Source organism: Lysinibacillus sp. ACHW1.5, from assembly GCF_022014815.1.
In the GTDB taxonomy this organism is placed as follows: Bacteria; Bacillota; Bacilli; order Bacillales_A; family Planococcaceae; genus Lysinibacillus; species Lysinibacillus capsici.
In genome coordinates this window covers 1,770,122-1,794,394 of the sequence record NZ_CP091777.1, presented here as the reverse complement: position 1 = coordinate 1,794,394, position 24,273 = coordinate 1,770,122, and the positions used below count along the sequence as shown (strand labels likewise).

At 40.0% G+C, this 24,273-nt stretch carries 26 protein-coding genes; 7 read left to right on the top strand and 19 right to left on the bottom strand.

Annotation, left to right across the window (positions count from 1 at the left end):
• Positions 1 to 3: 3 nt before the first annotated feature.
• From L6W14_RS08495 to L6W14_RS08475, 5 genes are all read right to left on the bottom strand, one after another.
• Positions 4 to 1,077, bottom strand: a complete 1,074-nt coding sequence (locus tag L6W14_RS08495) for a LolA family protein (RefSeq protein ID WP_237900357.1) — start codon at positions 1,075 to 1,077, stop codon at positions 4 to 6.
• Positions 1,074 to 2,522, bottom strand: coding sequence for a HAMP domain-containing sensor histidine kinase (locus L6W14_RS08490; protein WP_237900355.1), 1,449 nt, complete (start codon positions 2,520 to 2,522; stop codon positions 1,074 to 1,076). The genes L6W14_RS08495 and L6W14_RS08490 overlap by 4 nt, the downstream gene beginning before the upstream one ends.
• Entirely contained in the window at positions 2,519 to 3,217 is a 699-nt protein-coding gene (locus L6W14_RS08485; RefSeq protein ID WP_237900353.1) for a response regulator transcription factor, read from the bottom strand. Before L6W14_RS08485 ends, L6W14_RS08490 begins: the two co-directional genes overlap by 4 nt.
• 241 nt (positions 3,218 to 3,458) lie before the next feature.
• Positions 3,459 to 4,475 carry an inorganic phosphate transporter gene (locus tag L6W14_RS08480; protein WP_004229076.1) on the bottom strand — a complete coding sequence of 339 codons (1,017 nt, stop codon included), beginning with the start codon at positions 4,473 to 4,475 and terminating at the stop codon, positions 3,459 to 3,461.
• Positions 4,476 to 4,490: 15 nt separating this feature from the next.
• A complete protein-coding gene (locus L6W14_RS08475) occupies positions 4,491 to 5,111 on the bottom strand; it encodes a DUF47 domain-containing protein (protein ID WP_004229078.1) in 621 nt (206 codons plus the stop codon).
• Positions 5,112 to 5,501: 390 nt separating this feature from the next.
• Between L6W14_RS08475 and L6W14_RS08470 the strand changes: the two genes are divergently transcribed.
• The 3 genes from L6W14_RS08470 to L6W14_RS08460 all read left to right on the top strand — a co-directional run bounded on the left by L6W14_RS08470 (position 5,502) and on the right by L6W14_RS08460 (position 8,796).
• On the top strand, positions 5,502 to 6,266 hold the full coding sequence (locus L6W14_RS08470; protein ID WP_237900350.1) for a sulfite exporter TauE/SafE family protein: 765 nt from the start codon (positions 5,502 to 5,504) through the stop codon (positions 6,264 to 6,266).
• Positions 6,267 to 6,367: 101 nt separating this feature from the next.
• A complete protein-coding gene (gene nhaC, locus L6W14_RS08465) occupies positions 6,368 to 7,744 on the top strand; it encodes a Na+/H+ antiporter NhaC (RefSeq protein ID WP_237900348.1) in 1,377 nt (458 codons plus the stop codon).
• 284 nt (positions 7,745 to 8,028) lie between these two features.
• On the top strand, positions 8,029 to 8,796 hold the full coding sequence (locus tag L6W14_RS08460; protein WP_237900346.1) for a class I SAM-dependent methyltransferase: 768 nt from the start codon (positions 8,029 to 8,031) through the stop codon (positions 8,794 to 8,796).
• 45 nt (positions 8,797 to 8,841) lie between these two features.
• On the opposite strand, the gene L6W14_RS08455 is transcribed toward L6W14_RS08460, so the two are convergent.
• The 3 genes from L6W14_RS08455 to L6W14_RS08445 form a co-directional block, all read right to left on the bottom strand.
• A complete protein-coding gene (locus tag L6W14_RS08455) occupies positions 8,842 to 9,162 on the bottom strand; it encodes a YnfA family protein (protein WP_237900344.1) in 321 nt (106 codons plus the stop codon).
• 41 nt (positions 9,163 to 9,203) lie between these two features.
• Complete coding sequence (locus L6W14_RS08450; protein ID WP_237900342.1) at positions 9,204 to 9,938, bottom strand: urease accessory protein UreH domain-containing protein; 735 nt, start codon at positions 9,936 to 9,938, stop codon at positions 9,204 to 9,206.
• A gap of 76 nt (positions 9,939 to 10,014) precedes the next feature.
• Entirely contained in the window at positions 10,015 to 10,869 is an 855-nt protein-coding gene (locus tag L6W14_RS08445) for a LysR family transcriptional regulator (protein ID WP_237900340.1), read from the bottom strand.
• A gap of 111 nt (positions 10,870 to 10,980) precedes the next feature.
• Between L6W14_RS08445 and L6W14_RS08440 the strand changes: the two genes are divergently transcribed.
• A complete protein-coding gene (locus tag L6W14_RS08440) occupies positions 10,981 to 11,748 on the top strand; it encodes a sporulation protein (RefSeq protein ID WP_054550900.1) in 768 nt (255 codons plus the stop codon).
• A 72-nt stretch (positions 11,749 to 11,820) separates the two neighbouring features.
• Complete coding sequence (locus L6W14_RS08435) at positions 11,821 to 12,492, top strand: HAD family hydrolase (RefSeq protein ID WP_237900944.1); 672 nt, start codon at positions 11,821 to 11,823, stop codon at positions 12,490 to 12,492.
• 42 nt (positions 12,493 to 12,534) lie between these two features.
• On the opposite strand, the gene ptsP is transcribed toward L6W14_RS08435, so the two are convergent.
• From ptsP to L6W14_RS08380, 11 genes are all read right to left on the bottom strand, one after another.
• A complete protein-coding gene (gene ptsP / locus L6W14_RS08430; RefSeq protein WP_237900338.1) occupies positions 12,535 to 14,247 on the bottom strand; it encodes a phosphoenolpyruvate--protein phosphotransferase in 1,713 nt (570 codons plus the stop codon).
• Complete coding sequence (locus tag L6W14_RS08425) at positions 14,244 to 14,510, bottom strand: HPr family phosphocarrier protein (RefSeq protein WP_004229305.1); 267 nt, start codon at positions 14,508 to 14,510, stop codon at positions 14,244 to 14,246. The genes ptsP and L6W14_RS08425 overlap by 4 nt, the downstream gene beginning before the upstream one ends.
• Positions 14,507 to 15,211 carry a glucosamine-6-phosphate deaminase gene (locus L6W14_RS08420; RefSeq protein ID WP_237900336.1) on the bottom strand — a complete coding sequence of 235 codons (705 nt, stop codon included), beginning with the start codon at positions 15,209 to 15,211 and terminating at the stop codon, positions 14,507 to 14,509. Before L6W14_RS08420 ends, L6W14_RS08425 begins: the two co-directional genes overlap by 4 nt.
• Before the next feature lie 20 nt (positions 15,212 to 15,231).
• The gene (locus L6W14_RS08415) at positions 15,232 to 15,942 is read right to left on the bottom strand and encodes a sugar isomerase domain-containing protein (RefSeq protein ID WP_237900334.1); all 711 of its coding nucleotides are present in this window, start codon (positions 15,940 to 15,942) and stop codon (positions 15,232 to 15,234) included.
• Between the two features lie 66 nt (positions 15,943 to 16,008).
• Positions 16,009 to 17,169: an N-acetylglucosamine-6-phosphate deacetylase gene (gene nagA, locus L6W14_RS08410; RefSeq protein WP_259419089.1), complete on the bottom strand. Its 1,161-nt coding sequence runs from the start codon at positions 17,167 to 17,169 to the stop codon at positions 16,009 to 16,011.
• 97 nt (positions 17,170 to 17,266) lie between these two features.
• Positions 17,267 to 19,210, bottom strand: a complete 1,944-nt coding sequence (gene nagE, locus L6W14_RS08405; protein WP_237900330.1) for an N-acetylglucosamine-specific PTS transporter subunit IIBC — start codon at positions 19,208 to 19,210, stop codon at positions 17,267 to 17,269.
• 179 nt (positions 19,211 to 19,389) lie between these two features.
• Complete coding sequence (locus tag L6W14_RS08400; protein WP_237900328.1) at positions 19,390 to 20,331, bottom strand: ABC transporter permease; 942 nt, start codon at positions 20,329 to 20,331, stop codon at positions 19,390 to 19,392.
• On the bottom strand, positions 20,309 to 21,229 hold the full coding sequence (locus L6W14_RS08395) for an ABC transporter ATP-binding protein (RefSeq protein WP_237900326.1): 921 nt from the start codon (positions 21,227 to 21,229) through the stop codon (positions 20,309 to 20,311). Before L6W14_RS08395 ends, L6W14_RS08400 begins: the two co-directional genes overlap by 23 nt.
• A gap of 87 nt (positions 21,230 to 21,316) precedes the next feature.
• Positions 21,317 to 22,024 (bottom strand): ABC transporter ATP-binding protein, encoded by a 708-nt coding sequence (locus L6W14_RS08390; RefSeq protein ID WP_066037440.1) that lies wholly within the window; start codon positions 22,022 to 22,024, stop codon positions 21,317 to 21,319.
• A gap of 9 nt (positions 22,025 to 22,033) precedes the next feature.
• Positions 22,034 to 22,390, bottom strand: coding sequence for a GntR family transcriptional regulator (locus L6W14_RS08385; protein WP_048390347.1), 357 nt, complete (start codon positions 22,388 to 22,390; stop codon positions 22,034 to 22,036).
• Positions 22,387 to 23,163, bottom strand: a complete 777-nt coding sequence (locus L6W14_RS08380; protein ID WP_237900324.1) for a hypothetical protein — start codon at positions 23,161 to 23,163, stop codon at positions 22,387 to 22,389. Before L6W14_RS08380 ends, L6W14_RS08385 begins: the two co-directional genes overlap by 4 nt.
• A 190-nt stretch (positions 23,164 to 23,353) precedes the next feature.
• Here L6W14_RS08380 and L6W14_RS08375 point away from each other — a divergent pair, with 190 nt between their 5' ends.
• The gene (locus L6W14_RS08375) at positions 23,354 to 23,587 is read left to right on the top strand and encodes a cyclase (RefSeq protein WP_237900322.1); all 234 of its coding nucleotides are present in this window, start codon (positions 23,354 to 23,356) and stop codon (positions 23,585 to 23,587) included.
• Between the two features lie 6 nt (positions 23,588 to 23,593).
• Positions 23,594 to 24,268: an HAD family hydrolase gene (locus tag L6W14_RS08370; protein WP_237900320.1), complete on the top strand. Its 675-nt coding sequence runs from the start codon at positions 23,594 to 23,596 to the stop codon at positions 24,266 to 24,268.
• Positions 24,269 to 24,273 lie beyond the last annotated feature (5 nt).

Genomic DNA, 24,273 nt, shown 5'->3' with positions numbered 1-24,273 from the left:
ACCTCATTGTACAACGGTCATTTGTTGCGCAAAGCTTACAAGATCCTCAACTGTTAATTCTGGATTTTGTCCAACCATACTATATTGGTAGCCGTTTTCTTGCCAAGCAAGGGAACGGAAATTTTCACCATCCATAACAGCGCCTTTTTGTCCTCGAATATCTATTTCTTTTTCATTTAGAATGGGACCAATATCTGCAACACTCGCATCTGCTTTAAAAATCGTAACAAAAAAAGCTAACTCTCCATCTAAGCTATAATCAAACGAGTATTCTGGTCGATCCTCTATCCCTTTAACCATGGATATATTATCTAACGTAAGGCCATTTACTTCTGGCACTAATAAAAACTTTTCAAGCTGCTGCTTTACGTCGCCCAATGAGATGGATTCTGAAGTGTCCTGTCCGTTAATTTCCTGAATCATTACATCCTTTGGTAGATCTAGTATAAATTGTTGATCATCGATTTTTTCATCAAAATTGATCTTTGAATATTCGGTAATCATTTGATTGCCTGCATTATTTGACTCCATTTTTAACGTCAACCAAGTTTTTTTGTCAATCCAAGCTTCCATATCGCTAAATAACGATTCCGTATTCTTCGTTTTTGCGACGATTTTATAGGTATCTCTACCTGCAACCTTCTCTTCTCCTGCTATCTTAATATCATGCGTATCTTTAACCATATTAAAAATAAGCTGTACCTGATCTTTAGGTGATTGCAAGCTGCCTAATTCAGGTTGGGAATAGTCCATTGTGTAGGCTGTCTTTTCAGTGACATCATAGCTAATCACTTTAGCATCATTTTTGACTGTGATAACATGTTCACCATTATCGCCTGTCATTTCTATCCGTCTATTGCTATCCTTTACCCATTCCTTCACTTGAGCTTTACCACCTAGCTCTCCCATATCTAACGTATATTCGCCATAATAAGTGAGTGGCTCTTTCGATTCTTGAAGGGCTTGGTCGATAATTTCCTGAGGTGTATAAGTTGCCTCTGAATTACAGCCCACCAAGCTAAATGTCATAACAGCAATTAAGCCTGCTGCTCGGCAAGATCTTTTCCAATTCATCATTCATTTACTCCTTTATAAGGTGGTAGCCAGCAAATTACCGCTGTTCCAATATTCTCTCTAGAAAGCAGTTCGACAGTACCCCCATGTTTTTCAATAATTTGTTTTGTAATATTTAAGCCTAGTCCTGTTCCTCGTTCACCAGCCTTTGATCTCGCATAATCTGCTTGATACATGGGCTCGAATAATTTTACAATGTCCTGTTGTGGTATGCCTCTTCCGTGATTTTGCACAATTATATACATACCTTCTTGCTTGTTTAAAGCAGACTTCAAGAAATCAAAGCCCCATTCGGGATCATTTCCAGCATTGACTGCCGCTAAGCCGATTGTTGTCCCCTTTTCCCCATAACGCCAGGCATTGCTCAATAAATTATCAATGACACGCTGAAGTTGTTTAGGGTGCACAGCATAGAGCCCATCCACAGCACAGAAGACTTTTAATGTAAATCCTTCTTCCTCACATAACGGTTCATAGTCAGACAAGGCCATGTCAAAAAATTCTTCTCCATCCACAGCAATGAGCTCTAATGTATAGTTCGTTGATTGAAGTAAGGTAAACATCATTAAATCCTCTAGCATATGCTTCATCCGATCTGCCTTCGTAACGATGACCTGCTGATATTCTGCCTCCTGCTGTTCTGATAAGCCTTTATTTTGTAAAGATTCCGCATAGGCTTGGATGGCTGTAAGGGGTGTTTTCAAATCATGGGAAATACTTGCAATCATCATTTCTTTTTGCTGTTGTTCCGCTTTTAAGGAAGCCCGAGTCTTTTCAATTTCAACCTGCATCGCCTCAAATGTTTTGGCGAGTGCCCCAATCTCATCTTTTCTTACGCTTAGAGTTGATGTAACATGCTGACCTTTCGCAAAATGACGCATGTGCTGCATCAGTTCACCTAATGGCCGATTCAGTTTCCGATGAAGCAACAAGATGACAGTTAAATAAATGATAAGAAACAACAGGATCGTGCTTACGATGACAAGCCATGAACGCTTTTCTACACCCTTTACCCAATCTGTTCGTATTAATTGAATTTCATAGATGCCAAGCAAATCACCTTTTAGATATACAGGCTCCTTGTATGTAAAGGCGTTGTATGCTTGCTGTAAATCATATAAACCATTTAACATGCGCTCTTTCCCTACATAGCCCGTTAGCAAAGGGTTGGAGGAATATAAAACATAGCCAGATTTCGTATAGAGGGTAATCGCCAGCTGCTCATTGGTAAGTTCCTCAACCTCTTTTAGATTGGCATTTTTTTGATAAAGCATTGGATTGTCAACGACATCTTTTACCTGATTTAGCTCTGTCCACTTGTCAAAGTACTCCGCCACATTTTTGTCTTGGTAATAAGCATTAATCCACACATAAAGGCTATAAGCTCCTACTATGGGTAATACCATTACAATAAAAAACATAATCAGTAACCACGCTTTTATTTTCATAATGGTTCACCAATAAAACGGTAGCCCTTACCCCACACAGTTTGAATGAAATTTGGATTTTTCACAGAATCCTTGAGCTTTTCTCGCAGTGCCTTGATATGCACTGTGACAGTATGAGTGTCCTCTAACGTTGCTTGCTGCCAAATATGCTGATACAGTTCCTCTTTTGTAAAGGTTTGACTCGGGTTTTTAGCTAGTAGCCTAACAAGAGCAAACTCCTTTTGAGTTAATGCAATTTCTTGCTGATAAACATTTACTATTTCTCGTTGCCAATCTATTGTTAAGCCATTCGCATAGGCAGTATGCTCTTCTATCACGTCTTGCTTGCGGTAGCGTCGCCAGCGTCTAAGATGAGAGGCAACCCGTGCCTTTAGTTCTTCTAAGCTAAATGGTTTAGCGAGATAATCGTCTGCCCCCTGCAAGCCCTCCACCTTATCCGCATCTTCCTTGCGGGCACTCATCATTAGGATTGGCACATCACTCTCCCAACGGATATTTTGACAAACCGTTAACCCATCCATTTCTGGCAGCATCCAATCCACTAGCACTAAATCGAAAGGTTGCGTTTGAAAATCTGCCAGTCCCTCAAGGCCCGTAGTAGCCCATGTCACACAATAGCCCTCCTGCTCCAGCGTATCCTTCACAATGCGCCCAATCGCTATATCATCCTCAATCAGTAGTAACTTTTCCTTCATCATTTTCCTCCTGCATTCACCTTACTACGGAAAAAACGATTTTCTCCGAACTTTACACTTTCTTTATAATTACCTTAGAGCGAAACTGCTCTTTACACAAGGGGAGGAGGCTACCGATTTCACCGAAGCAGTTTTCTTCCTGCCCGGGCTATCCGCCACTTTGCTGGTTCTATCCGCTACATCCTTTATTTTTATCCCATTAAAAAAAGGAATGCACTGTGATTGTGCATTCCTTAGCGAACTAGAAAAATAAACTTAGAATATAGTAAATCAATGCTGCCATGACAGCAGAGATTGGCATCGTGATGACCCATGTTGTAACGATTTTACGTGCCATCCCCCATTTAACGCCTTTAACACGGTGTGCTGTTCCGACACCCATGATGGATGAAGAAATTACATGTGTTGTAGAAACTGGTAAATGGATTAATGTGGCACCAAAGATAATCGATGCAGAAGCTAAGTCTGCCGCTACCCCATTTACTGGGCGGATTTTCATGATTTTACCGCCAACCGTTTTGATAATTTTATAGCCTCCGACAGATGTACCAAGACCCATCGCAGTTGCTGCAGCAAAACGTACCCAGAAAGGAATATCATCTCCTTGGTGTAGGCCGCCGGCGATTAGCGCCAAGGTAATAATCCCCATTGCCTTCTGCGCATCATTTGTCCCGTGTGTAAAGGATTGTAAGGCTGCTGTCCCTATTTGCATTGTACGGAAGCCTTTATTCGTTCGATATAAATTCATATCTTTGAAGATGACTTTTAATAATGTCATCATCAGGAAACCAGCTGCGAACGCTAGTAATGGTGAAAAAATAAGTGCTTGAAGAATTTTAATAAACCCAGCATAGTTCAAAATATCAAATCCTGCTGCGGCAATAGCTGCCCCTGCAACAGAACCTATTAATGTATGAGAAGAACTTGATGGAATCCCAAAATACCATGTTAGTAAATTCCATGTAATGGCAGATAATAAGGCTGCTAAAATAACAACAGAACCTGTAATATCGCCATCATAGGCATTTAAAGAAAATGGGTCCACAATATCTTTTGTTAAGGCTTTGGCTACCCCAACGAATGTAATCGCTCCGACGAAGTTCATTACCGCTGCCATATATACCGCAGTACGTGGCTTTAAGGCACGGGTAGATACAGAAGTAGCAATCGCATTTGCTGTATCGTGGAAGCCGTTAATAAAGTCGAACACAAGTGCGAAAATAACGACTAATATGGTGATTAATAAGATCGTATCCATTTCGTACACTCCATCTTATGCATTACGCATAATTATTGTTTCAATTGTGTTTGCTACTGTTTGACAGCTGTCCGCAATGTCTTCAAATTGCTCATAAATATCCTTGAAAACAATCAAACGCATTGGATCTTTTTCTTGGATGAATAATTGCTTCATTGAAGAACGGAAAATTTCATCACATTCACGTTCATTGTCCTTAATTTGAATAGCATGTTTACGCATTTCCACAAGCTTTTTACTATTTAACAGTTCCATGGCTTGTACCATTTCATCTGTACTCTTCGCAATATATGTGAGGAATTGGCGCATTGGCTCTGTTACTTCTGTTAGATTGTACATATTGAAGTGCGCAATACAGCCTTCCATTCCATCAATTACATCATCTAATTTATTGGCTAATGCTAAAATATCTTCACGCTCAATTGGCGTCATAAAAGATTTATTCAGCATAACAATTAGCTCATGGATTAATTTATCGCCACTTGTTTCGTATTGCTTCATTGTATCTGCAATTTCTTTTAGCGCATCTATATCTTGAATACGGGCATTATGTGCATAATAGATACCCTCATTCACGTTTTTCGCGATTTTTAATAGTGACTGAAAAAATGGATCTTGCTTATTTGAGTTGAACATCCTGTTCCTCCTGTTGAAAAAATATTGTCAATTTCTGAACCATCATAACAAAACATTTACACAATTCTACAAAATTTTAAACACTAAGATGTTGATTTTACAAAACTGTAATATAAAATTTGCCACATTTATTTTTAAGCTATTTCGCAAGTTGTAAACGTTGGAAATCAAATATTAAAAATCACTATTTTTTCTTTAAAAATGACCATTTTTTCTTTTATTTTTATAAAAATACTTGAAATAAACTTTTTTCTTCTTATTTGTTTGTCTTGTGAAATGTTAAGGAATTGTAAACGAAATTTACATGAAAATGCTGGAATTTCATTGTTATTTTTTGACTTCCGCAGTACGCTATGTTAAAACACGATGATGAAAGATGGGTGCTTACATATGGATATTGATTTATTTTCACTTACTATATTATTACTACTTGCTTTTATCGCCTCTTTTTTAAATGCCATTGTTGGAGGTGGTGGGCTTATCTCCTTACCTGCATTAATGGCTGTTGGTTTACCTCCAAGTACAGCCATTGCCACAAATAAACTGGCCAATACGATTAGTAATGGGACAAGTATGCTAACTTTTTTACGTGCAGGTAAAGTAGATATCAAGAAAATCGGAAAAATCCTCCCCTTTATCTTTGTAGGATCTTTACTCGGTGCCTTTACTGTCCATCTTGTATCCCCCGCTATTTTAAAACCACTTATGCTTGTTATGCTCGTCCTTGTAGCTGCTTATACCATGTTTAAAAAAGATTGGGGAGAGCAATATCAAGAGCGTGTACTTAGTACAGCCAAACATTTAGCCTATATAGGTGCATTTGCCGCTATTGGCTTTTACGATGGCTTTTTTGGACCAGGTACGGGTTCATTTTTTATTTTTATTCTATTAATGATGGGCTATGATTTTCTCCAAGCTGCTGGTAATGCGAAAGCTTTTAATTTCACCTCAAATTTAGCAGCATTAATCATGTTTTTAGTTTTAGGAGAAGTTCATTTTTTCTATGGTTTTTCGATGGGCTTTGTCATGATCTTTGGGGCAATCCTTGGATCCAAATTTGCGCTGAAGCGTGGAACGAGCATGATGCGTGTCATCTTTATTGTCATGACATGTTTATTGATTTTGAAAAATGCCTGGGATTATTTCTTTCATTGAGACCGCCAATTTTCAGTCAATTGACAAAAAATATTAGCGTGCTATAATACTTTTGGGCTTCACCGCATTGAAGCGCAGAAGTATTTATTAGGAGGATTCATATGTTTCGAATAGAAGCAAAGAGTAACCCTCGATTTCTTGAGGCAAGCTTTATCACTATTTTAATTATCGCCATAATGGCTTATAGTATTGGCTATTTAAAGGCTACGCCGCATATCCCGATTTTTCTTGTGATTGCCATTTTACTGGCTTATGGATTACTGAAAAAAGTACCCTTTCGCGATCTTGAGGGTGGTATGATTGCTGGTGCTAGCGCTGGACTTGGCGCCGTTTTTATTTTCTTTTTTATTGGCATTTTAATTTCCAGCTGGATTATGGGTGGAACAATCCCAACCCTAATCTATTATGGCTTTTTAACTGTGTCGCCAAACTTTTTCTTTGCTATTGTGTTTTTAATTTGTAGTATCGTTGGTATTTCAATTGGAAGCTCGCTGACAACTGTCGCGACGGTTGGTGTAGCATTTATGGGCATTGCCGGAGCTATGGATATTTCGCTGACCATTACAGCTGGAGCGATTGTTTCTGGGGCCTTCTTTGGTGATAAAATGTCTCCATTATCCGATACAACCAATCTTGCTTCTGGTACAGTTGGTGTAGACCTTTTTGAGCATATTAAAAATATGGGCTGGACAACCATCCCTGCTTTTCTTATCTCCTTTGTGCTCTATGCTATTATCTCCCCAACAGGAGCTGCTACATCCTTTGAGACAGTGGAGCAATTTAAAGGGGGTTTACTGTCTACAGGACTTATTCATTGGTATACATTATTGCCAATTGTTGTTCTCGTAATCATGACTTTTTACAAGGCACCTGCAGTCATTACATTGGCTGTTGTGTCCATTATTGGAATAGGTCTTGGCTCTTTACTTGACCCAGTTCCCGCTTCAGATGTCTTCAAAATTCTGTTTGATGGCTATGTCTCTCAAACTGGTAATAAAGAGGTAGATGCCTTGCTCACTCGTGGTGGGATGAATAGTATGCTATTTACAATCGCGCTTGTCTTACTTGCTTTAACAATGGGTGGCCTTTTATTCACACTAGGCATTATTCAAAGCATTTTAGCGAAGGTCGAAAGCTTATTTAAAAGTGCTGGCTCTGTTATTACGGGTGCTGCCATCACGGGCATCGGTGTCAACACATTGATCGGTGAACAGTACTTATCCATTCTATTAACTGGTGAGGCATTTAAAGCACAATTTGCAAAGGTTGGCCTTGCACCAAAAAACCTTTCACGCGTCATGGAGGATGCAGGTACGGTCGTCAACCCACTTGTGCCTTGGAGTGTTTGTGGTATTTTTATCGCAAGTGTCCTCGGTATTTCCACATTGGATTACCTACCGTTCACCTTCTTCTGTTTACTTGGACCAATTCTTACGATCTTGTTTGGCTGGAGTGGCAAAACATTAACAAAGCTTTAACCATAACAAAAGGTAGCTGAAAAAACATCAGCTACCTTTTTATTTTACTCAACATTTTTATGGACATCATTTTTTCAAATCATTGAGAAATCCCATTTCTCCTTTGATAAAATTTTTTCCTACCTTGACTATGCGTAAATCCCTTATCGAATCGGAAATTTGATAGTGTGTAAAGCTAGCTGTTGGAGAGAAAGCTATCATTCCAATTTGGAATCAAAATTCATGATTTTTCGCATTTCTGTTGGATGACCTCCTTTGCTATGCTCTACTAAAGGAGATGAAAAATGATGACAACAAAAACAAAATGGAATGCTCATTTATATGATGAAAAGCATGATTTCGTGTCAAAATTGGGTACAAGCTTAATCGATCTACTAGCGCCACAAAAAAATGAATATATTTTAGATGTGGGTTGTGGTACAGGAGATTTGGCTAATGACATATCAGCACTTGGAGCTTCTGTGCTCGGAGTAGATGCGTCGGCTACGATGATTTTAGCTGCTCAGCAAAAATATCCTGCCATAAATTTTCAAACGATAGAAGCTACAGCGATGCACTTTTCTCAGCAATTTGATGCCGTTTTCTCCAATGCCGCACTTCATTGGATGAAGGAGCCTGATGTAGTTATTGAAAATGTCTATGGTGCACTAAAGAGCGGTGGACGCTTTGTAGCTGAAATGGGTGGACAAGGCAATATTGCATCCATCGTTTGGGCCCTGCAAAAAAGTATGGAATCTTTACAATTTCCCTATATCGACCACTATTTCCCTTGGTATTTTCCAAGCGTCGAGGAATATCAATCAAAATTAGAAAATGTAGGCTTTCAGGTCGAGAATATCACACTCTATAAACGCCCTACACCACTTCAAGGGCAGGATGGGCTTCGCAACTGGTTGGTCATGTTTAGTGAAAATCTTCTACAACACTTAAAGGCTGATGAGAAAGAGCAGGTCTATGCGACATGTAAGGAATTATTAAAGCCAACTTGTTTTCAACAGAATGAATGGGTCATTGATTATTATCGTCTGCGCTTTATTGCTCGTAAAAAATAGACTACAAAAGGTTACTATTCTGTTATAGTAACCTTTTTTTCCTTGCTAAGAGCGAGGCAGCAATATCACAATGACGCCTATTAAGCATATCCCTGCGCCAATAAAGTCTAATTGATCGGGCTTTTTGCCATCAATGCCCCACCCCCATAAAATAGACAACACGATGAATACCCCACCATAGGCTGCATAAACTCTGCCAAAGGTAGGAAAAGACTGGAATGTTGCAACAACGCCGTACAGAGCAAGTGCAATACCGCCCATAATGCCCCAATAAAAAGGTTTGCCCTCTCGTAACCAAAGCCAAATTAAATAGCCCCCACCTATTTCACCAATTCCCGCAAGAATAAATAATAATATAGCGATCATACTGTATCTCTCTTTCTCATTTTCACTCTATTATACATGTCTTACATACTCCAATATGTAATGGTGTCCGTTATTCCGATTAAAATTAATAGGATACCTGCTGTTAGTTGAATAGCTCTTCCCATCTTCATACTTTTTCGTAGGATAATACGCTTGGCATCAAAGACATAGATCAACAGAAGCATGATGATGAGCGGTACAGCAGTCGCTACGCCAAAAATACTAGGTAGAAGCAACCCATAGGAAGTGCTCGCCACAAGGGGCATTAACCATACAAAAAATAGAACAAACATAGTGGGACAAAAGGCAATAGAAAAACTAGCACCCATTAAGAACGAGCCAAATTTCCCCTCTTTTACTACAGGCGGCAGCAGCGATGTGAAGCGTTGTAGAAAGGTTAATTTGAATAAACCGATTAGCACCAGCCCTGTTAGCAGCATCATCGGCCCAATAGCCTGACGAAAGATTGGAAAATAAACGGTCATCTTTGTTTCAAATGATTGCCCAAAAAGCCAAGCACAAAAGCCAAGCACACTAAAAACAACCACTTTCCCCCCAATAAAAAACACAATTTCGTGCCAATTACTGCTCTTTTGAAGTGTTCGATTGCCGTAAAATGTAATGGCACTCATATTTCCTGTTAACTGACATGGAGCAAAGGCGCCTATCAAGCCAAGAAGAATAGCCATCATCATGGCAGAATGCTCATAGCCTTGTACAAATTGCGTAAGAGGCTCACTAATAAACTGACTTATGCTAGACAACAAACTATACATATAAACACCCTCTATCTATCATTTATACTAAAATAGTATAAAGGTACATTATGAATAAACAGTGCAGAAAACGGCTTTACCCATACACGCTTTTACACGCTACTAAAAAATCATCATAATCAGCCGAGACATACTTTGCAAGCAAGTAAGTATTCGATACAATATGAGAAAATTCTTTTACTGAATAGCTATACAGAAGATTTTGCTGACAATCTGGTTCAATTACACTCTTAGGCAGTAAAGCAATACCAAGACCATGCTTGACGAAATGCTTGATCACCTCTGTTTGATTAATATGCATTGTTTGATGGCTAGTAAATTGCTGTAGCACCTGTTGTACTTCCTGCCAATAGGGCGCATATTCATGTGTGAGAAGCGTTTCCTGCTGTAAAAGGGTGAAAGCATCATATTCCTTTTTAGCAATAGGAGCTATTAAATGCAATGCTTCTTGTGCGAGCATCACCGTGTGAAGCTCACGAGTTGAGGTTAATTTGGATAAGCCCATATCGATTACACCAGTAAATACCGCTTCCCCAATTTCATTGGATTTTAAAAGCTCTATCACTATCTGAGTAGAGGGCTTTCGATGCTGAAATGCTGTAATAATAGCTGGTAATGTTGAATTCGCTATTTGCGGAGCAACGCCAATCGTAAGCTTAGCGGTGTAGCCTTTTACGAAGGAATCCATTTGTTGTAGCCCTTCATCTAAAGCGGCCAGGATTTTTTGTGCCTGCAGACGAAAATAAGCACCCTGTTGATTTAACGTCACCTGTTTGCTCTGTCGATCAAATAATGGGGTTTGCAATGCCCTTTCTAAATGCTGGATATGCTTTGTTACAGTCGATTGTGTAATAAATCGTTTTTCAGCTGTTTCTCGAAAGTTTTCAGTTTGTGCTGCCACTATAAATGTGCGTAGCCACTCTGTCTCCATCGCCATCCCTCTTTCGTTTTCAACTAGTATAACGAAAAATTTGTAAGTCTTGAAACCTTTTTTCAACATAAGCGTATGTATAGCTAACGATGTCAGTAGGAGGAATGAAAGATGTCTTTTTTTCATAAAGCATTAGCAAGTATTGGTATAGGTTCAGCGACAGTGGATACAAGATTGGAGAAGGATACTTATCGTGCTGGAGAGGTCATGCAGGGGGAAATCATTGTACGTGGCGGTCAAGTTGAGCAACAGGTCGACACGATTTACCTATCCGTCAATACGACGTATATCCGTGAGTCGAATGATCACAAACATACAGAGGTTGCCGCACTGCAGAAGGTTAAAGTAACAGAGCCTTTCACACTGGGCGCGGGCGAGGAAAAAATCTTCCCTATTTCACTAACATTGCCATTTGAAACACCAATTAGTGCAGGTAAAACACAGGTATGGATTCAAACGGGCCTTGATATTAAAAATGCGGTCGATCCGAGTGATAAGGATTATATTCGTGTCGAGCCAACAGCACTAGCAGGTCATATATTAGATGCGATTCGTGGATTAGGTTTCCGTTTACGTGAAGCTGAATGTGAACAAGCTCCTTCACGCTTCCGCGGCTACTATCCATTTGTCCAGGAATTTGAATTTGTACCCACTGGACAATATAGAGGCCATTTAGATGAGCTTGAATTAGTTTTCCTTTCTCAATCCAACCATTCTGCAGAGATTTTCATGCAAATTGATCGCAAAGTAAAGGGCATTGGTAGCTTTTTTGCTGAAGCATTAGATATGGATGAAAGCTATGTTCGCACAACGGTTACGATGCATGACCTACCGACACTGCAAGCAAAGCTTCAGCAAATCATTTCAAAGCATGCCTAATGAACTAAAAAGTAGTTGAAGCCTTACTTCAGCTACTTTTTTTATGATCAAATAGGAGGGGTGAAAAGGATGATGATGAAAGCGGCATTATTTGATTTAGACGGAACATTATTAAATAGAGATGCATCTGTCGAACTCTTCATTGAGCAGCAATATGAGCGGTTAAAGGAGGTACTAGGCTCCATTCCAAAAGAACAATATATAACTCGTTTTATCCAATTAGATAAGCGGGGCTACGTTTGGAAGGACCATGTCTATCAGCAATTAGTAGAAGAATTTCAACTTGTTCCTATTACGTGGGAAGAACTTCTTCAAGATTACCTAAACGAATTTAAATATAGCTGTGTCCCTTTTCCTAACCTTATCCCTATGCTAGAACAATTGAAAAAGGATCAGTTGGCTTTAGGCATAATTACGAATGGCTATGGGCATTTTCAGATGGACACTATAAAGGCATTAGCCATTGAACATTATTTTGATGTCATTTTCGTTTCTGAATGGGCAGGAATGAAAAAACCCGATCCTCAACTGTTTTTAAATGCCATCGAAAAGCTAAATGTCCTTCCTCATGAATGCGTTTTTATCGGCGACCATCCTGTGAATGATGTCAAAGGTGCTCAACATGTGGGAATGAAGGGCATTTGGAAAAAAGATAAACAATGGCAACATGTTCAAGCGGATGCCATCGTGGAGGATTTATTAGAAATACCGATATTCATTGACTCTTTCAGCCCATCATGCTAAAAAAACCCATCTACCAATAAGTAGATGGGTTTTTGTTCTATCTTATGTCACAGCTTGCTTTACTTTTTCTAGCACCTCTTCAGCTGTCGCTAGCTGTAATGCCTCTGTTGCTAAAGCCTGCATCTCTGGGACAGATAATTGCTTTAGCAAGGCCCTCGTTTTTAAAATAGACGTAGCACTCATGGAGAACTCATCTAAGCCTAGGCCTAGCAATAGTGGAACAGCATGCTCATCGCCAGCCATTTCTCCACACATTCCTACCCATTTTTGTTCTTGATGGGCAGCTTTAATGACCATTTGAATTAAACGTAATATGGCTGGGTTATAGGGTTGATATAAATAAGAAACTTTTTCATTCATCCGATCTGCCGCCATTGTATATTGAATTAAATCATTTGTGCCGATGGAGAAGAAATCCACTTCTTTGGCAAAAGTATCTGCCATTACGGCTGTCGAGGGAATTTCAACCATCATCCCGACCTCGATGGAAGAGCCTACTGCAATCCCTCCAGCTATCATCTTTTCCTTTTCCTCAAGCAAAATGGCTTTAGCCGCACGAAATTCTTGAATGGTCGCTATCATAGGGAACATAATTTTTAAGTTTCCATAGACAGATGCTCGCAGTAGTGCTCGCAATTGTGTGCGGAATAACTCCTGCTGGTCAAGACATAGACGAATGGCACGGTGACCAAGGAATGGATTCATTTCTTCTTGCAAAGGTAAATATGGCAGGTGCTTGTCGCCACCAATATCGAGTGTTCGAATAACAACTGGCTTGCCCTTCATTCCTTCCAAGACTGTTTTATACGCTGTAAATTGTTCTTCCTCAGAGGGTAAATTTTCTCTGCCCATATATAAAAACTCTGTTCGATATAAGCCAATTCCCTCTGCTCCATGACGCAATACACCATCCAAATCATTTGGCGATCCAATATTAGCCGCTAGCTCAACATGCACACCATCTTTAGAAACGGTTTGCTCATTCACTAAAGTAGACCATTCCGCCTGCTGTACCCGATATTTTTGTGCCTTTTCCTGATAGTCTGCAATCACATCGGCACTTGGATTCACTAGGACTTGACCCGTCAAACCGTCAACAATTATAGTATCGCCATCCTGAATTGTTGTCGTAGCAACCCCTGCCCCTACGACTGCTGGAATTTCTAAGCTACGAGCCATGATGGCCGAATGGGATGTACGCCCACCAATATCGGTAATAAAACCGAGAACATAGTTGCGATCTAATTGGGCTGTCTCTGAAGGTGTCAAATCATTCGCTACGATAATTACCTGTTCGTTCATATTGCTTGGATTTGGAATATGTACTCCGAGTAAATGTGCTAATATGCGATTTGTCACATCTTTAATATCTGATGCACGGGCACTCATGTATTCGTCATCCATACCTTCAAATAATGCCACAAACATATTGCTTACTTCATGCAATGCATACTCCGCATTTACCGCTTCGTCTGCAATTTTTTGATTGATAGGCCCAATTAATTCGGGATCATGAACCACTAATAAATGTGCCTCAAAAATTGCGGCTTCTTCTGCACTAAATTTTTCGAATGTTTGCTGTCGAATGACAATCAGTTCTTGCTCTGCTTTGGCAAGAGCGGCTGCTAAACGTTTCTGCTCTGCCTCGATATCATGAACAGTTGTTTTAGCGAATGTTAAATCTGGTTGGACGAAACGATATGCTTTCGCAATGGCAATGCCGTCTGAAGCGGCAATACCAGTGAGTCGTGTCATTGTGCAAGCCCCATTTCCGTGATGAGTGTCGTTAGTGCTGCTAATGCTTGCTCTTCGTCTTCCCCCTCTACAACAAGTGTAAATTGTGAACCTTGCTTTAAGGCTAATCCCATCACACCTAAGATTGATTTCAAGTTAGCTGCTTTTTCTTCTGTGCGTATTTCTATAGATGAAGCAAATGGTGTTGCTTTTGCCACAAGCTGGCTCGCTGGTCGTGCATGAATACCTAAAGGATCGACTACTGTAAATTGTTGTGTTTTCATAATTTATTCTCCTCTTCTTGTAAGTCTGTTAAAACCATTACATTTGGATGTTTTGATAAAGCAGTTGCAGGTACGTCTTCTGTATAATCAGATGCCAGTAAACGCTCTAACACCTCACGCTTAGCTTCTCCCACTGCGAGTAACAAAATGCATTTTGCCCGCATAATCGATTGAATACCCATCGTGTATGCCTGTGTTGGCACTTCGTCAATGGATGAAAAGAAACGCGCGTTAGCTTGACGAGTAGATTCTTCGAGTGTTACAAGATGTGTTAAAGAAGCAAATGACGTACCAGGCTCATTGAAGCCGATATGACCATTTTGACCGATACCAAGCAGTTGGAAATCTAAGGGATATTGTTGCAGTAATCCTTCATAGCGAGCTGTTTCCACTAAAGGATCTACTGCTAATCCATCTGGTAAATACGATGCTAAAAATGGTTTTTGGTTCAATAAATGTTTGTTCATATAATAGGCGTAGCTTTGCTGATGAGTTGCCTCAAGCCCAACATACTCATCCAAATTAAAGCTAATACAATGTGAAAAATCAATATCTGTTTTACAGATTTTAGCATATAGTGGTTCCATTGTCCCACCAGTAGCTAACCCGAACGTTGTGGCGCCATTATTTTTGGCTTCAACGATGGTCGCTACTGCATGTGAATATAAATCATCCATTGAGGAAAATCTTTTTACTTTCACCACATATCCTCCTTTGTATCCTAGAAATGAATACGCTGACCATACTGATCAATAAGCGCATCGTTATTAGTTTCCCCTAAATTACTGCTACCAAACACTGGTACACTAGTGCCCTGTGCATGCATAAGCTCAATGATTTGAGCGAATAAAGCATTTAATAAAGTCGCACCTAACACCGTTGATACAGGGGCATACTGCAATTGGTCAACGGTTAACACACCATCACCTAATGGCACATGCGTATTCAAAACTTCATCTACTACTTGTTCTAAACGCTTGCCTGACGGATGGCGCGATGGCTGGTGCTGATATTCCAGTGATTGCAGTGAAATGGTCAAAGCGCCCGCTTCCTTTGCATAGATAGCCATATCAATGGGCACTGGATTATTGGCAGAGGTTGAAATGATGATACAAACATCTTGGTCATCAAATTGCAGCTGATCCTTATAGAAGGCTAAAAAAGCCTGTTTTTTTTCATTTTGTGAGGATTGCCGTGCACCCTGATGTAGCATTAACGATTCTATGTGTATCGGTTTGACAGGCACTAAGCCACCTGCTCTGTAGTAACATTCCTGTGCTAATAGCATGGAATGACCAGAGCCAAAGAGCTGGATAATGCCTCCCTTTGTGAGACGTTTAACAATTTGCTTGGCAATATGCATAAGTTGGTTGCTTTCCTGCTGTGCCACCATTGTTAAATATCGATTTACTTGTTGAAAATAGGTATTCATGTTCTATCACCTTTTCATTTCCATCGTTTCATGCAAGATGTTTGTATACCTGCTGCATATTAGTAACTATTGTCCACTTGAATTTGCATCATATAAGACCTTGCCCGCCTTAATCGTTTGGTGGAGCTTTAATTGTTCATCTAAAATCACTGCATCCGCATCAAAGCCTTGTATAAGCTGACCCTTATTACCTAGCTTCAATTGCTCGGCAGCATTAAAGCTGGACATTTTGACAAGCTCCTCCAGCGTACAATTCGTAATGTGATGCATATTCCGTACAGCCTGATCCATTTTTAAAATACTGCCTGCTAATGATCCATTTGACAAATGAGCGCCTGCTTCTGTCACATGAACTGTTTGACCACCTAAATCATATGCTCCGTAAGGCATTCCCTTTGCGCGCATGGCATCGGTAATTAAAATAAGCCCGTCTGCTCCCTTTAAGCGGTAGGCCATTTCCACCGCGCCTTCATGCATATGGATAAAGTCAACAATCAGTTCTGCTTTAATCGCATCTAGCAACAGGACACCGCCAACTACACCTGGATCTCGATGGTGGAATGGACGCATTTGGTTATATAAGTGTGTCCCCTGTGTGGCACCTAATTGTGCCGCTTGTTGCATTTGCTCAAAGGTCGCATCCGAGTGACCAATTGAAACAATGACACCGCTAGCAGAAATACTTTGCACAGCTGCCATGCCATTTGGTTCTTCTGGTGCTAGTGTAATTTGCTTAATTTTATGGCCACTTAGTTGCTGCCACTTTGTCCATATAGCCAAATCTAGCTCGACAATATATTCAAGCGGCTGTGCCCCTGCTCGCTGCTTTGAAACAAATGGCCCTTCGATATGAATACCGAGTACCTCTGCTTCGTCTGGCTGTGGCTGGAACTGTGCTACATTTTCAATAGCTCGTTCAATGTTGTCATAGCTTTGTGTCATCGTTGTAGCTAAAAAGCTTGTCGTTCCTTCTTTTAAAAGGGATTGAGCCATTGTATGAAGCCCTTCATCAGAAGCATCCATCGTATCCATTTGAGCGGATCCATGAATGTGCATATCAATAAATCCTGGCAATAAAAACTTCCCTGAACCATCAAGCTGTTCTACATCGTGGATATCAAGCTGAGGAGCAATTAGCGCAATTTTACCATCCTTCATCCATACATCAACCTGCTCATCTCGTCCATTGCCATTCACTACTGTGATATTTCGAATGAGTAAACTCAAGAAAAACATCTCCTTCTTGAACAAGGGCTGTCGAAAAGGCATCCGTGTGCAATAGCGCATTGCCTCTGTATACCTTCGCTAACAGCCCCATTAGTCGTTACTTCTTCATTGTAATAATATTCGTTGAGCCTGCTCGTTGATAGCCAGTCTTTTCAAGTGTAATCTCTTGCCCCATTAAGCTTGTAAAGACAACTGGTGTGATGACAGAAGGTACTTGCTCTTCAATCTGTACAATGTCTGCTTTTAATAACGCATCCCCACGCTTAACTTTTTGACCATCTGTAACGAACAGATCAAAACCATCACCATTTAGTTTGACTGTATCTAAACCAACATGAATTAATACTTCAATGCCCGTATCAGATTTTAAGCCAATTGCATGCTTTGTTGGGAACACCATCACTACTTGACCATCAAATGGTGCATAGACTGCACCATCTGTCGGACGTATCCCGAAACCTGGGCCCATCAAGCCTGCTGAAAATGCCTCATCAGGCACTTCTGTTAAAGGTAATAAATCGCCCGTCATTGGCATTTCGAAATCACGGAATGTCACCGTGTCATTCTTCACCGTTTCTTCCAGGACAGGCTGTGCAACTGGAAGTCCTGCATTGGCTGGTGCTGGATTGCCTTTTTTCAAACGTTCTTTGATGGCTTCAGCTAAAAACTCCACGGATGTCCCAATGATTACTTGGACATTGGTTTTACTAATACGCATAACTCCTCTTGCACCTGTTTGCTTCAATGTTTTTTCATCGACGCTAGCAGAATCCAGTACAGACAAGCGTAAGCGGGTTGTACAATAATCCACCTGCTTAATATTGTCTTTTCCACCTAATGCTTCAATTGTATAATATGCACGTAAATCCATATCATCAGCAATAGCATTTACTTCGCCATCCTCATCCTCATCGTCTTCACGTCCAGGTGTTTTTAAGTCTAATTTTTTGATTAAGAAATAGAATACTACAAAGTAAATCGCCCCAAAGCCTAAACCTAAAGGTAATAAGAGCCATGGTTTATCTGCCAGACCAAGGTTTAGTAGGTAGTCACTTAAGCCTGCAGAGAAGCCAAAGCCATCACGGAACCCAACAAGATAGGCCACAGCCAATGAAATACCTGTTAATACAGCATGAATACCATAAAGAACTGGTGATAAGAACATAAAGGAAAATTCAATAGGCTCTGTAACACCCGTTAAAAAGGCTGTTAAAGCGATGGAAACGAACATCCCTCCAACGATTGGACGCTTTTCTTTTTTCGCTGCAAAATACATTGCTAGACAGGCTGCTGGTAAGCCAAACATCATGATTGGGAAGAAACCAGCTTGGAAATGTCCAGCTGTTGTGTCTCCTGCTAGGAAACGGTTAATATCCCCTTTCACGATTTCGCCTGCAGCATTTGTAAATTCACCGAAATCAAACCAAATAATTGTATTGATTACATGGTGGAGACCCACTGGAATTAATAGACGGTTGAAAAAGCCATACATCCCTACGCCAAGTGATCCTGCACCGATCATCCAATTGCCGAAAGCATCAATGCCACCTTGAATTGGTCCCCAAACAATCGCTAAAATACTACCTAAAATTGCCATGGTGATGGACGTAATAATCGGTACAAAGCGCCGTCCACCGAAGAATGATAACCATTCTGGAAATTTCACATTATAATATTTGTTATATAATAAGCCTGCCGTAATACCGGCAATAATACCACCAAACACACCCATATTTAATTCTTCGTTAACAGTCTCTAAAACGGCGACTAAAACAAGATGCGCAATCGCACCCGCTAGAGCTGCGCCGCCACCACTATCGTGTGCAAATCCCATCGCAATACCGATAGCAAAAATAATTGGTAAATTCCCTAGTATAGCATCACCAGAAGCGGCCATAATACTAGCAATGTACTGGATGGCTTCATTCGGTATGGCCCCAAGCATATCCGCTGAACCTAAACGCAATAGTAATGCTGCTGCTGGTAATGTTGCGATTGGAAACATGAGCGACTTACCAATTTTTTGTAAGAAAGCAAACATTCTTTATCCCCCTTTGGTATAGTTGTCTAGACCACTTTAGTAAAAAAAAAAGCGTTTTCACTAAGTTGCTATTATTATAGGCGCAATTCAAAAAAAAATAAATACTTTTTTAATATTTCGTGATGTTAAACAAAAAAACCGCACCCTAATCCAAAATTAGGGCACAGTTCTTCTTTAGCTTATGCCGTGACATCACGTTTCATAAAGGTTGAATAACTAATGACAAGGAAAACTACTGCGTAAATAGCAAGTACTGTTAATGAGAAGGGCAACGTCACATCAGCAATCATGGAGCCACCACCATGCTCATACTGTGTTAAATCAGAATGTGTGAGCCAAATATATTTGACGATGTCGTATCGGCTTAAGAACATAACTATCATGCCGCCTGTAAAAGAAAGGAACATCGTTAAACCGATTGCTAATGAACTTGAACGGAATACTGAGCCAATCAAAAAGGCAAATAATGTAGACATCACAAAATCGCCACCAGATAATAGGTAATGATAGGCTAAATCGCTCCATACAGCCTTTTCAACGACCTGTCCATTGACCATTTCTAATTCCACACCTGTTCCCATGCCGAACAAGACTAAGCCGATAAGGGCACTTACCACAACATTGACCACATACAATAACAAACCAAAAAGGAATGTTGTCAGTAATTTAGACGTTAACACTTTGGCACGGGACATTGGACGCGTTAAGAGCATTTTAATCGTCCCTGTTGAAAATTCGCTCGATACAATACTAGCTGCGGTAATGACTGTAAATAAAGTAACAAGCGTAAGCATACCGCTTGTAAAGGACATAAAGCTTGCAAGACTACTATCTTTTTGACTTGGTGCATCATTCGCTAAACGATATTCAGAAATAGCCATCTGCTCTTGAAAGTATGCTTTATCTTCCTCCGTTAAATCCTCACCTGCTAGCGTCTCTTTATAGGATTGAATGGCCTCCTGCTCTATGTCCTGCCATGAGCCTTCCGTCGGGGATTTTACTTCATAATATTTGGTGATTCCAGCAGGAACAAGAATGACAAGAATCAGCATAGCCACCATTGCCCATGTTCCTTTTTTATGCCATAATTTCATCCACTCATTTTGAATTAGCTTTAGCAATTTGTCCGCCTCCAGTCATTTCTAAGAATTGATCCTCTAATGTTTTTTGATGTGGCTGTACGGCAAATAATTGAATACCCGCTTGGACTAGTTGTGTAGTCATAGCTGGAACATCTTCTTTCTTCATTTCCACCACATAGCCTTGATTCTCTGCTACAAAGTTAAAGTCACACTGTTCCAGATAAGCAGACACCTGCTCTTTTGGCTCAGCCTCCACATAATAAAACGATGAGCTTTCATTGTGAATATCGCGCAGATCAATTAGCTGCCCATTTTGAATCACGGCCACTCGATCACACATTAATTCAATTTCTGATAATAAGTGACTTGAGACAAAGACGGATACGCCCTCTTCTGAAGCAATCTTACGCAGGTACATACGAAACTCACGAATACCAGCAGGGTCTAAGCCATTCGTCGGCTCATCTAAAATTAAAAATTTCGGTCTGTGCAATAACGCCTGGGCTAATCCTAGTCGTTGTCTCATACCAAGTGAATATGTAGAGACCTTTTCATGTATACGATTTTCGAGCCCAACCTGTTGAATGACCTCCTGAATTCGTTCCCTTGTTACATTTTTATGCATACGTGCAAAATGTAGTAAATTTTTATAGCCTGACATAAATTTATACATTTCTGGATTTTCAACAATCACACCTACCTTACTAATGGCTTCCTCATAATGCTCCTTCAGTGAAAGCCCGTCGATGATGACATTGCCCTCTGTTGGATGCATAAGCCCTGTCATCATTCGGATTGTTGTTGTTTTCCCCGCTCCATTCGGTCCTAAAAATCCTGTAATTTGGCCTGGATATAAATCAATGTTTAACTGTTGAATTAATTGCTTTCCTCGAATAGTTTTCGATAAATTTTGCAATTGTACAATCGGTTCTGTCATATTTTTCACCCTTTCTAATCTATTTCGCCTGAGCATTATGCAGTCTGGCACGACAACATTGCTTTATTGACGATTCTTTCTTCACCTTTAGCTGTCTTTTACTGAAGGACGATAAAACCCTTTCATCCACTCAACTGCATCCTTATTAGCCACATCGCGTAATGTTTCCACATTCTCGTAGGCCATGATTGATCCTGCCTGCAATAAAATAATTTGATCTAAAATAGGCTCTACCTCATATAATTCATGTGTAGATAGCAAAATCGTTTGATTTTCGATGTCCGTAAATTGAATTAAGCCTTTAATCAACTGCTCTCTCACAATTGGGTCTAGCCCAGCAAATGGTTCGTCCATGACATAATAAGGAACCTCTCGTCCAAGGGTGGCAGCCATTTTCATGCGACCACGATTACCCTTTGATAATTGGCGTAGCTTTGTGCGTGTATCTACCTGTAAAAATTGTGCGACGATACAGGCTTTGTCATAGGAAAAATCTTCAAATTGCGAAGCATAATGCTGGAAAAGCTGTTCACCCGTGTAGTACTCAAAAAATAAATCTGTATCTGGTAAATAAGCAATTTTGTCAGCACTTCTACGTGTGACTGGCTTACCCTCTAGTGTGATCTCACCAGCAGTGGGTCTCAGTAAACCAGCCAAAACTTTCATAAGCGTAGATTTACCACTACCATTTTCCCCAACTAGTCCAATGATTTGTCCAATCGGAAAGGAGAAGGATAGATCCTGTAAAACTGGCTTTTTCTTATATTGAAAAGATACATTTGATAGCTGTAACATCCCTTCACCTCACGCTTTATTTTTCAAAACCACAAGCATCTCTTCCTTCGAAAAGCCTAATGCCTCAATCGATGTTAAAAAATTTTCAGCCAGCTGATTTTTCATCTCTTCCCGCAATAACTCAATGCGCTCCTCATTGCTCGTAATAAATGTACCCTGTCCTCGTTTGGTTTCCGTTATATTCATTGCCTCTAACTCCTTGTATACACGTTGCACCGTATTGACATTGACACCTGTTTCTACTGCATATTCTCGAACAGAGGGAAGTCGATCACCTAGCTCCAACTTCCCCTTCAAAATGTCTCCACAAATTCGATCGACAAGCTGGCTATAAATGGGTTTGTCACGCGAAAAATCCATCGTCATCGTAAAACCACCCTTTCAAGCCACTTCGATGCTGCTAAAAACAGCAGTAGTAGTAATAACGTAATGGCTATTTCCTCAACGACATATATCGAGCCAAGCATCCATTCCATCGTCAATTCTTTCGCTTTTGGTAGATAGTGTTCGATGTTTTGAAGCGAAACTTCCCCATGGAGGAAGATCGTTCGATACAGCTGACTCTCCGTTACCCGCGCCCAACCAGCTGTGGTTACATAAAACACAATCATTGTCAGCACAATTGAAAAACGACCTATTATGCGCTTCAATTGCAAATAAAAAGCTAAAAAGAATAAAAGAACGATAAATAGCATTAATTGTAAAATTGTCAATATAATAACAATTATTACCAAAACTAATAAAATTTGTCCAGCGCTCGCGATCAGCTCATCCTTAATATTGAAAATGGCTATACTCGTGAAAAGGATAGTGAAGAGGACATAACCTACTAATGAGCAAACCAATTTTGCTCCGATAAGCTTTGTGATAGAGCTTGTTGAATGGAGCCAGCTCTCCTTTGCTTTAATATCCAAACGCATCGATGCTAAAAATTGTAAGATAGAATAGAATCCACCTAGAAAAAGGACGAGCATCGTAAATGCAAATGCTAGTTGATGCTCATGTGCAAAGAGATCGACATACTGATGTAAGATATATGGAACGATCCAAGATAGCATAAGTCCCATAAATATCCCTACTAGAAACCATGAGCGATAAAGTACCCATTCTTTTTTTAAAAGTCCTGTAAAGCTTTTCAATCACAACACCTCGTGTCATAGTGTACTAGTCACATATTACACTATGACTTTTTTGTTGGCAAGTGGTAAATACAAGAAAAAGGAAATTTTGTTTACTCAACAATTACGCTTATGCTCAAAGAAGGTATTCATCTATTAAACACAGAATATATGGATAGCACTCTAACACTAAGCGTAAGGTGGTACTTGAATGGATAAAAGAGTTGTCTTTGATTTTGAAATTGAATTTACCAATGGTGGTGGCATACAAGGGCAGGATTTTCGCCTTGATATTGATGGAGATGACATATCGGACGAAGAGCTAGCTAAGTATATTGTGGAAGATATGAGGTTGCTCATGGTTGGCAAGGTAACGATCTTAAACAAAAAAATTATTAATGAAAAACATAAACGAAAACCTCTTGTTGAGCAAGAAAGGACATGAAGCTCGTTGAAAGCGATACTATTTGATTTAGATGATACCTTACTTAATCGAGATCATGCTGTCGATAACCTGTTTTATATTATTTTGGAAAAATACTATGGTGTTATTCAGGGTATGCTCAAAAAGAACATGCTGGAAAAATTTAAGGAATACGATAAAAGAGACTATGGGATTGCCGATAAAACCAATGTTTTATCATCGTTTTTTAATGCGTTTCCATCAACCTTTCAATTGCATCGCCATGACATGCAAGATTTTTGGGATCAGCAGTTTCCATATTGCTTTTCTATTGATCAACATGTGTTGAAGGTTCTCCAAACGATGAAGAAGCAAGTACAAGTTGGCATTATCACAAACGGCTCTACACAGCGACAAAAGGCTAAAATCACACATACAGGTTTAGCTAGCTATTTTGATGTTATCCTTATTTCGGAGGAAGTAGGCTTAACTAAGCCTGACAAACGCATATTTGAATTAGCTCTACATCAGCTCCAAGTTCAGCCAAATGAAGCCTTATTCGTTGGGGATGACTTAGCAAAAGATATTGCTGGTTGTCAGCGAGCAAGGATGAAGGGCATATGGTACAATCCTCATCGGCTCACGAATCCTACTGACATTAAACCTGATGCAGTGATTCATTCATTTGAGCAATTAATAAAAGGAAGAGCCCTGTTTAACTAGGACTC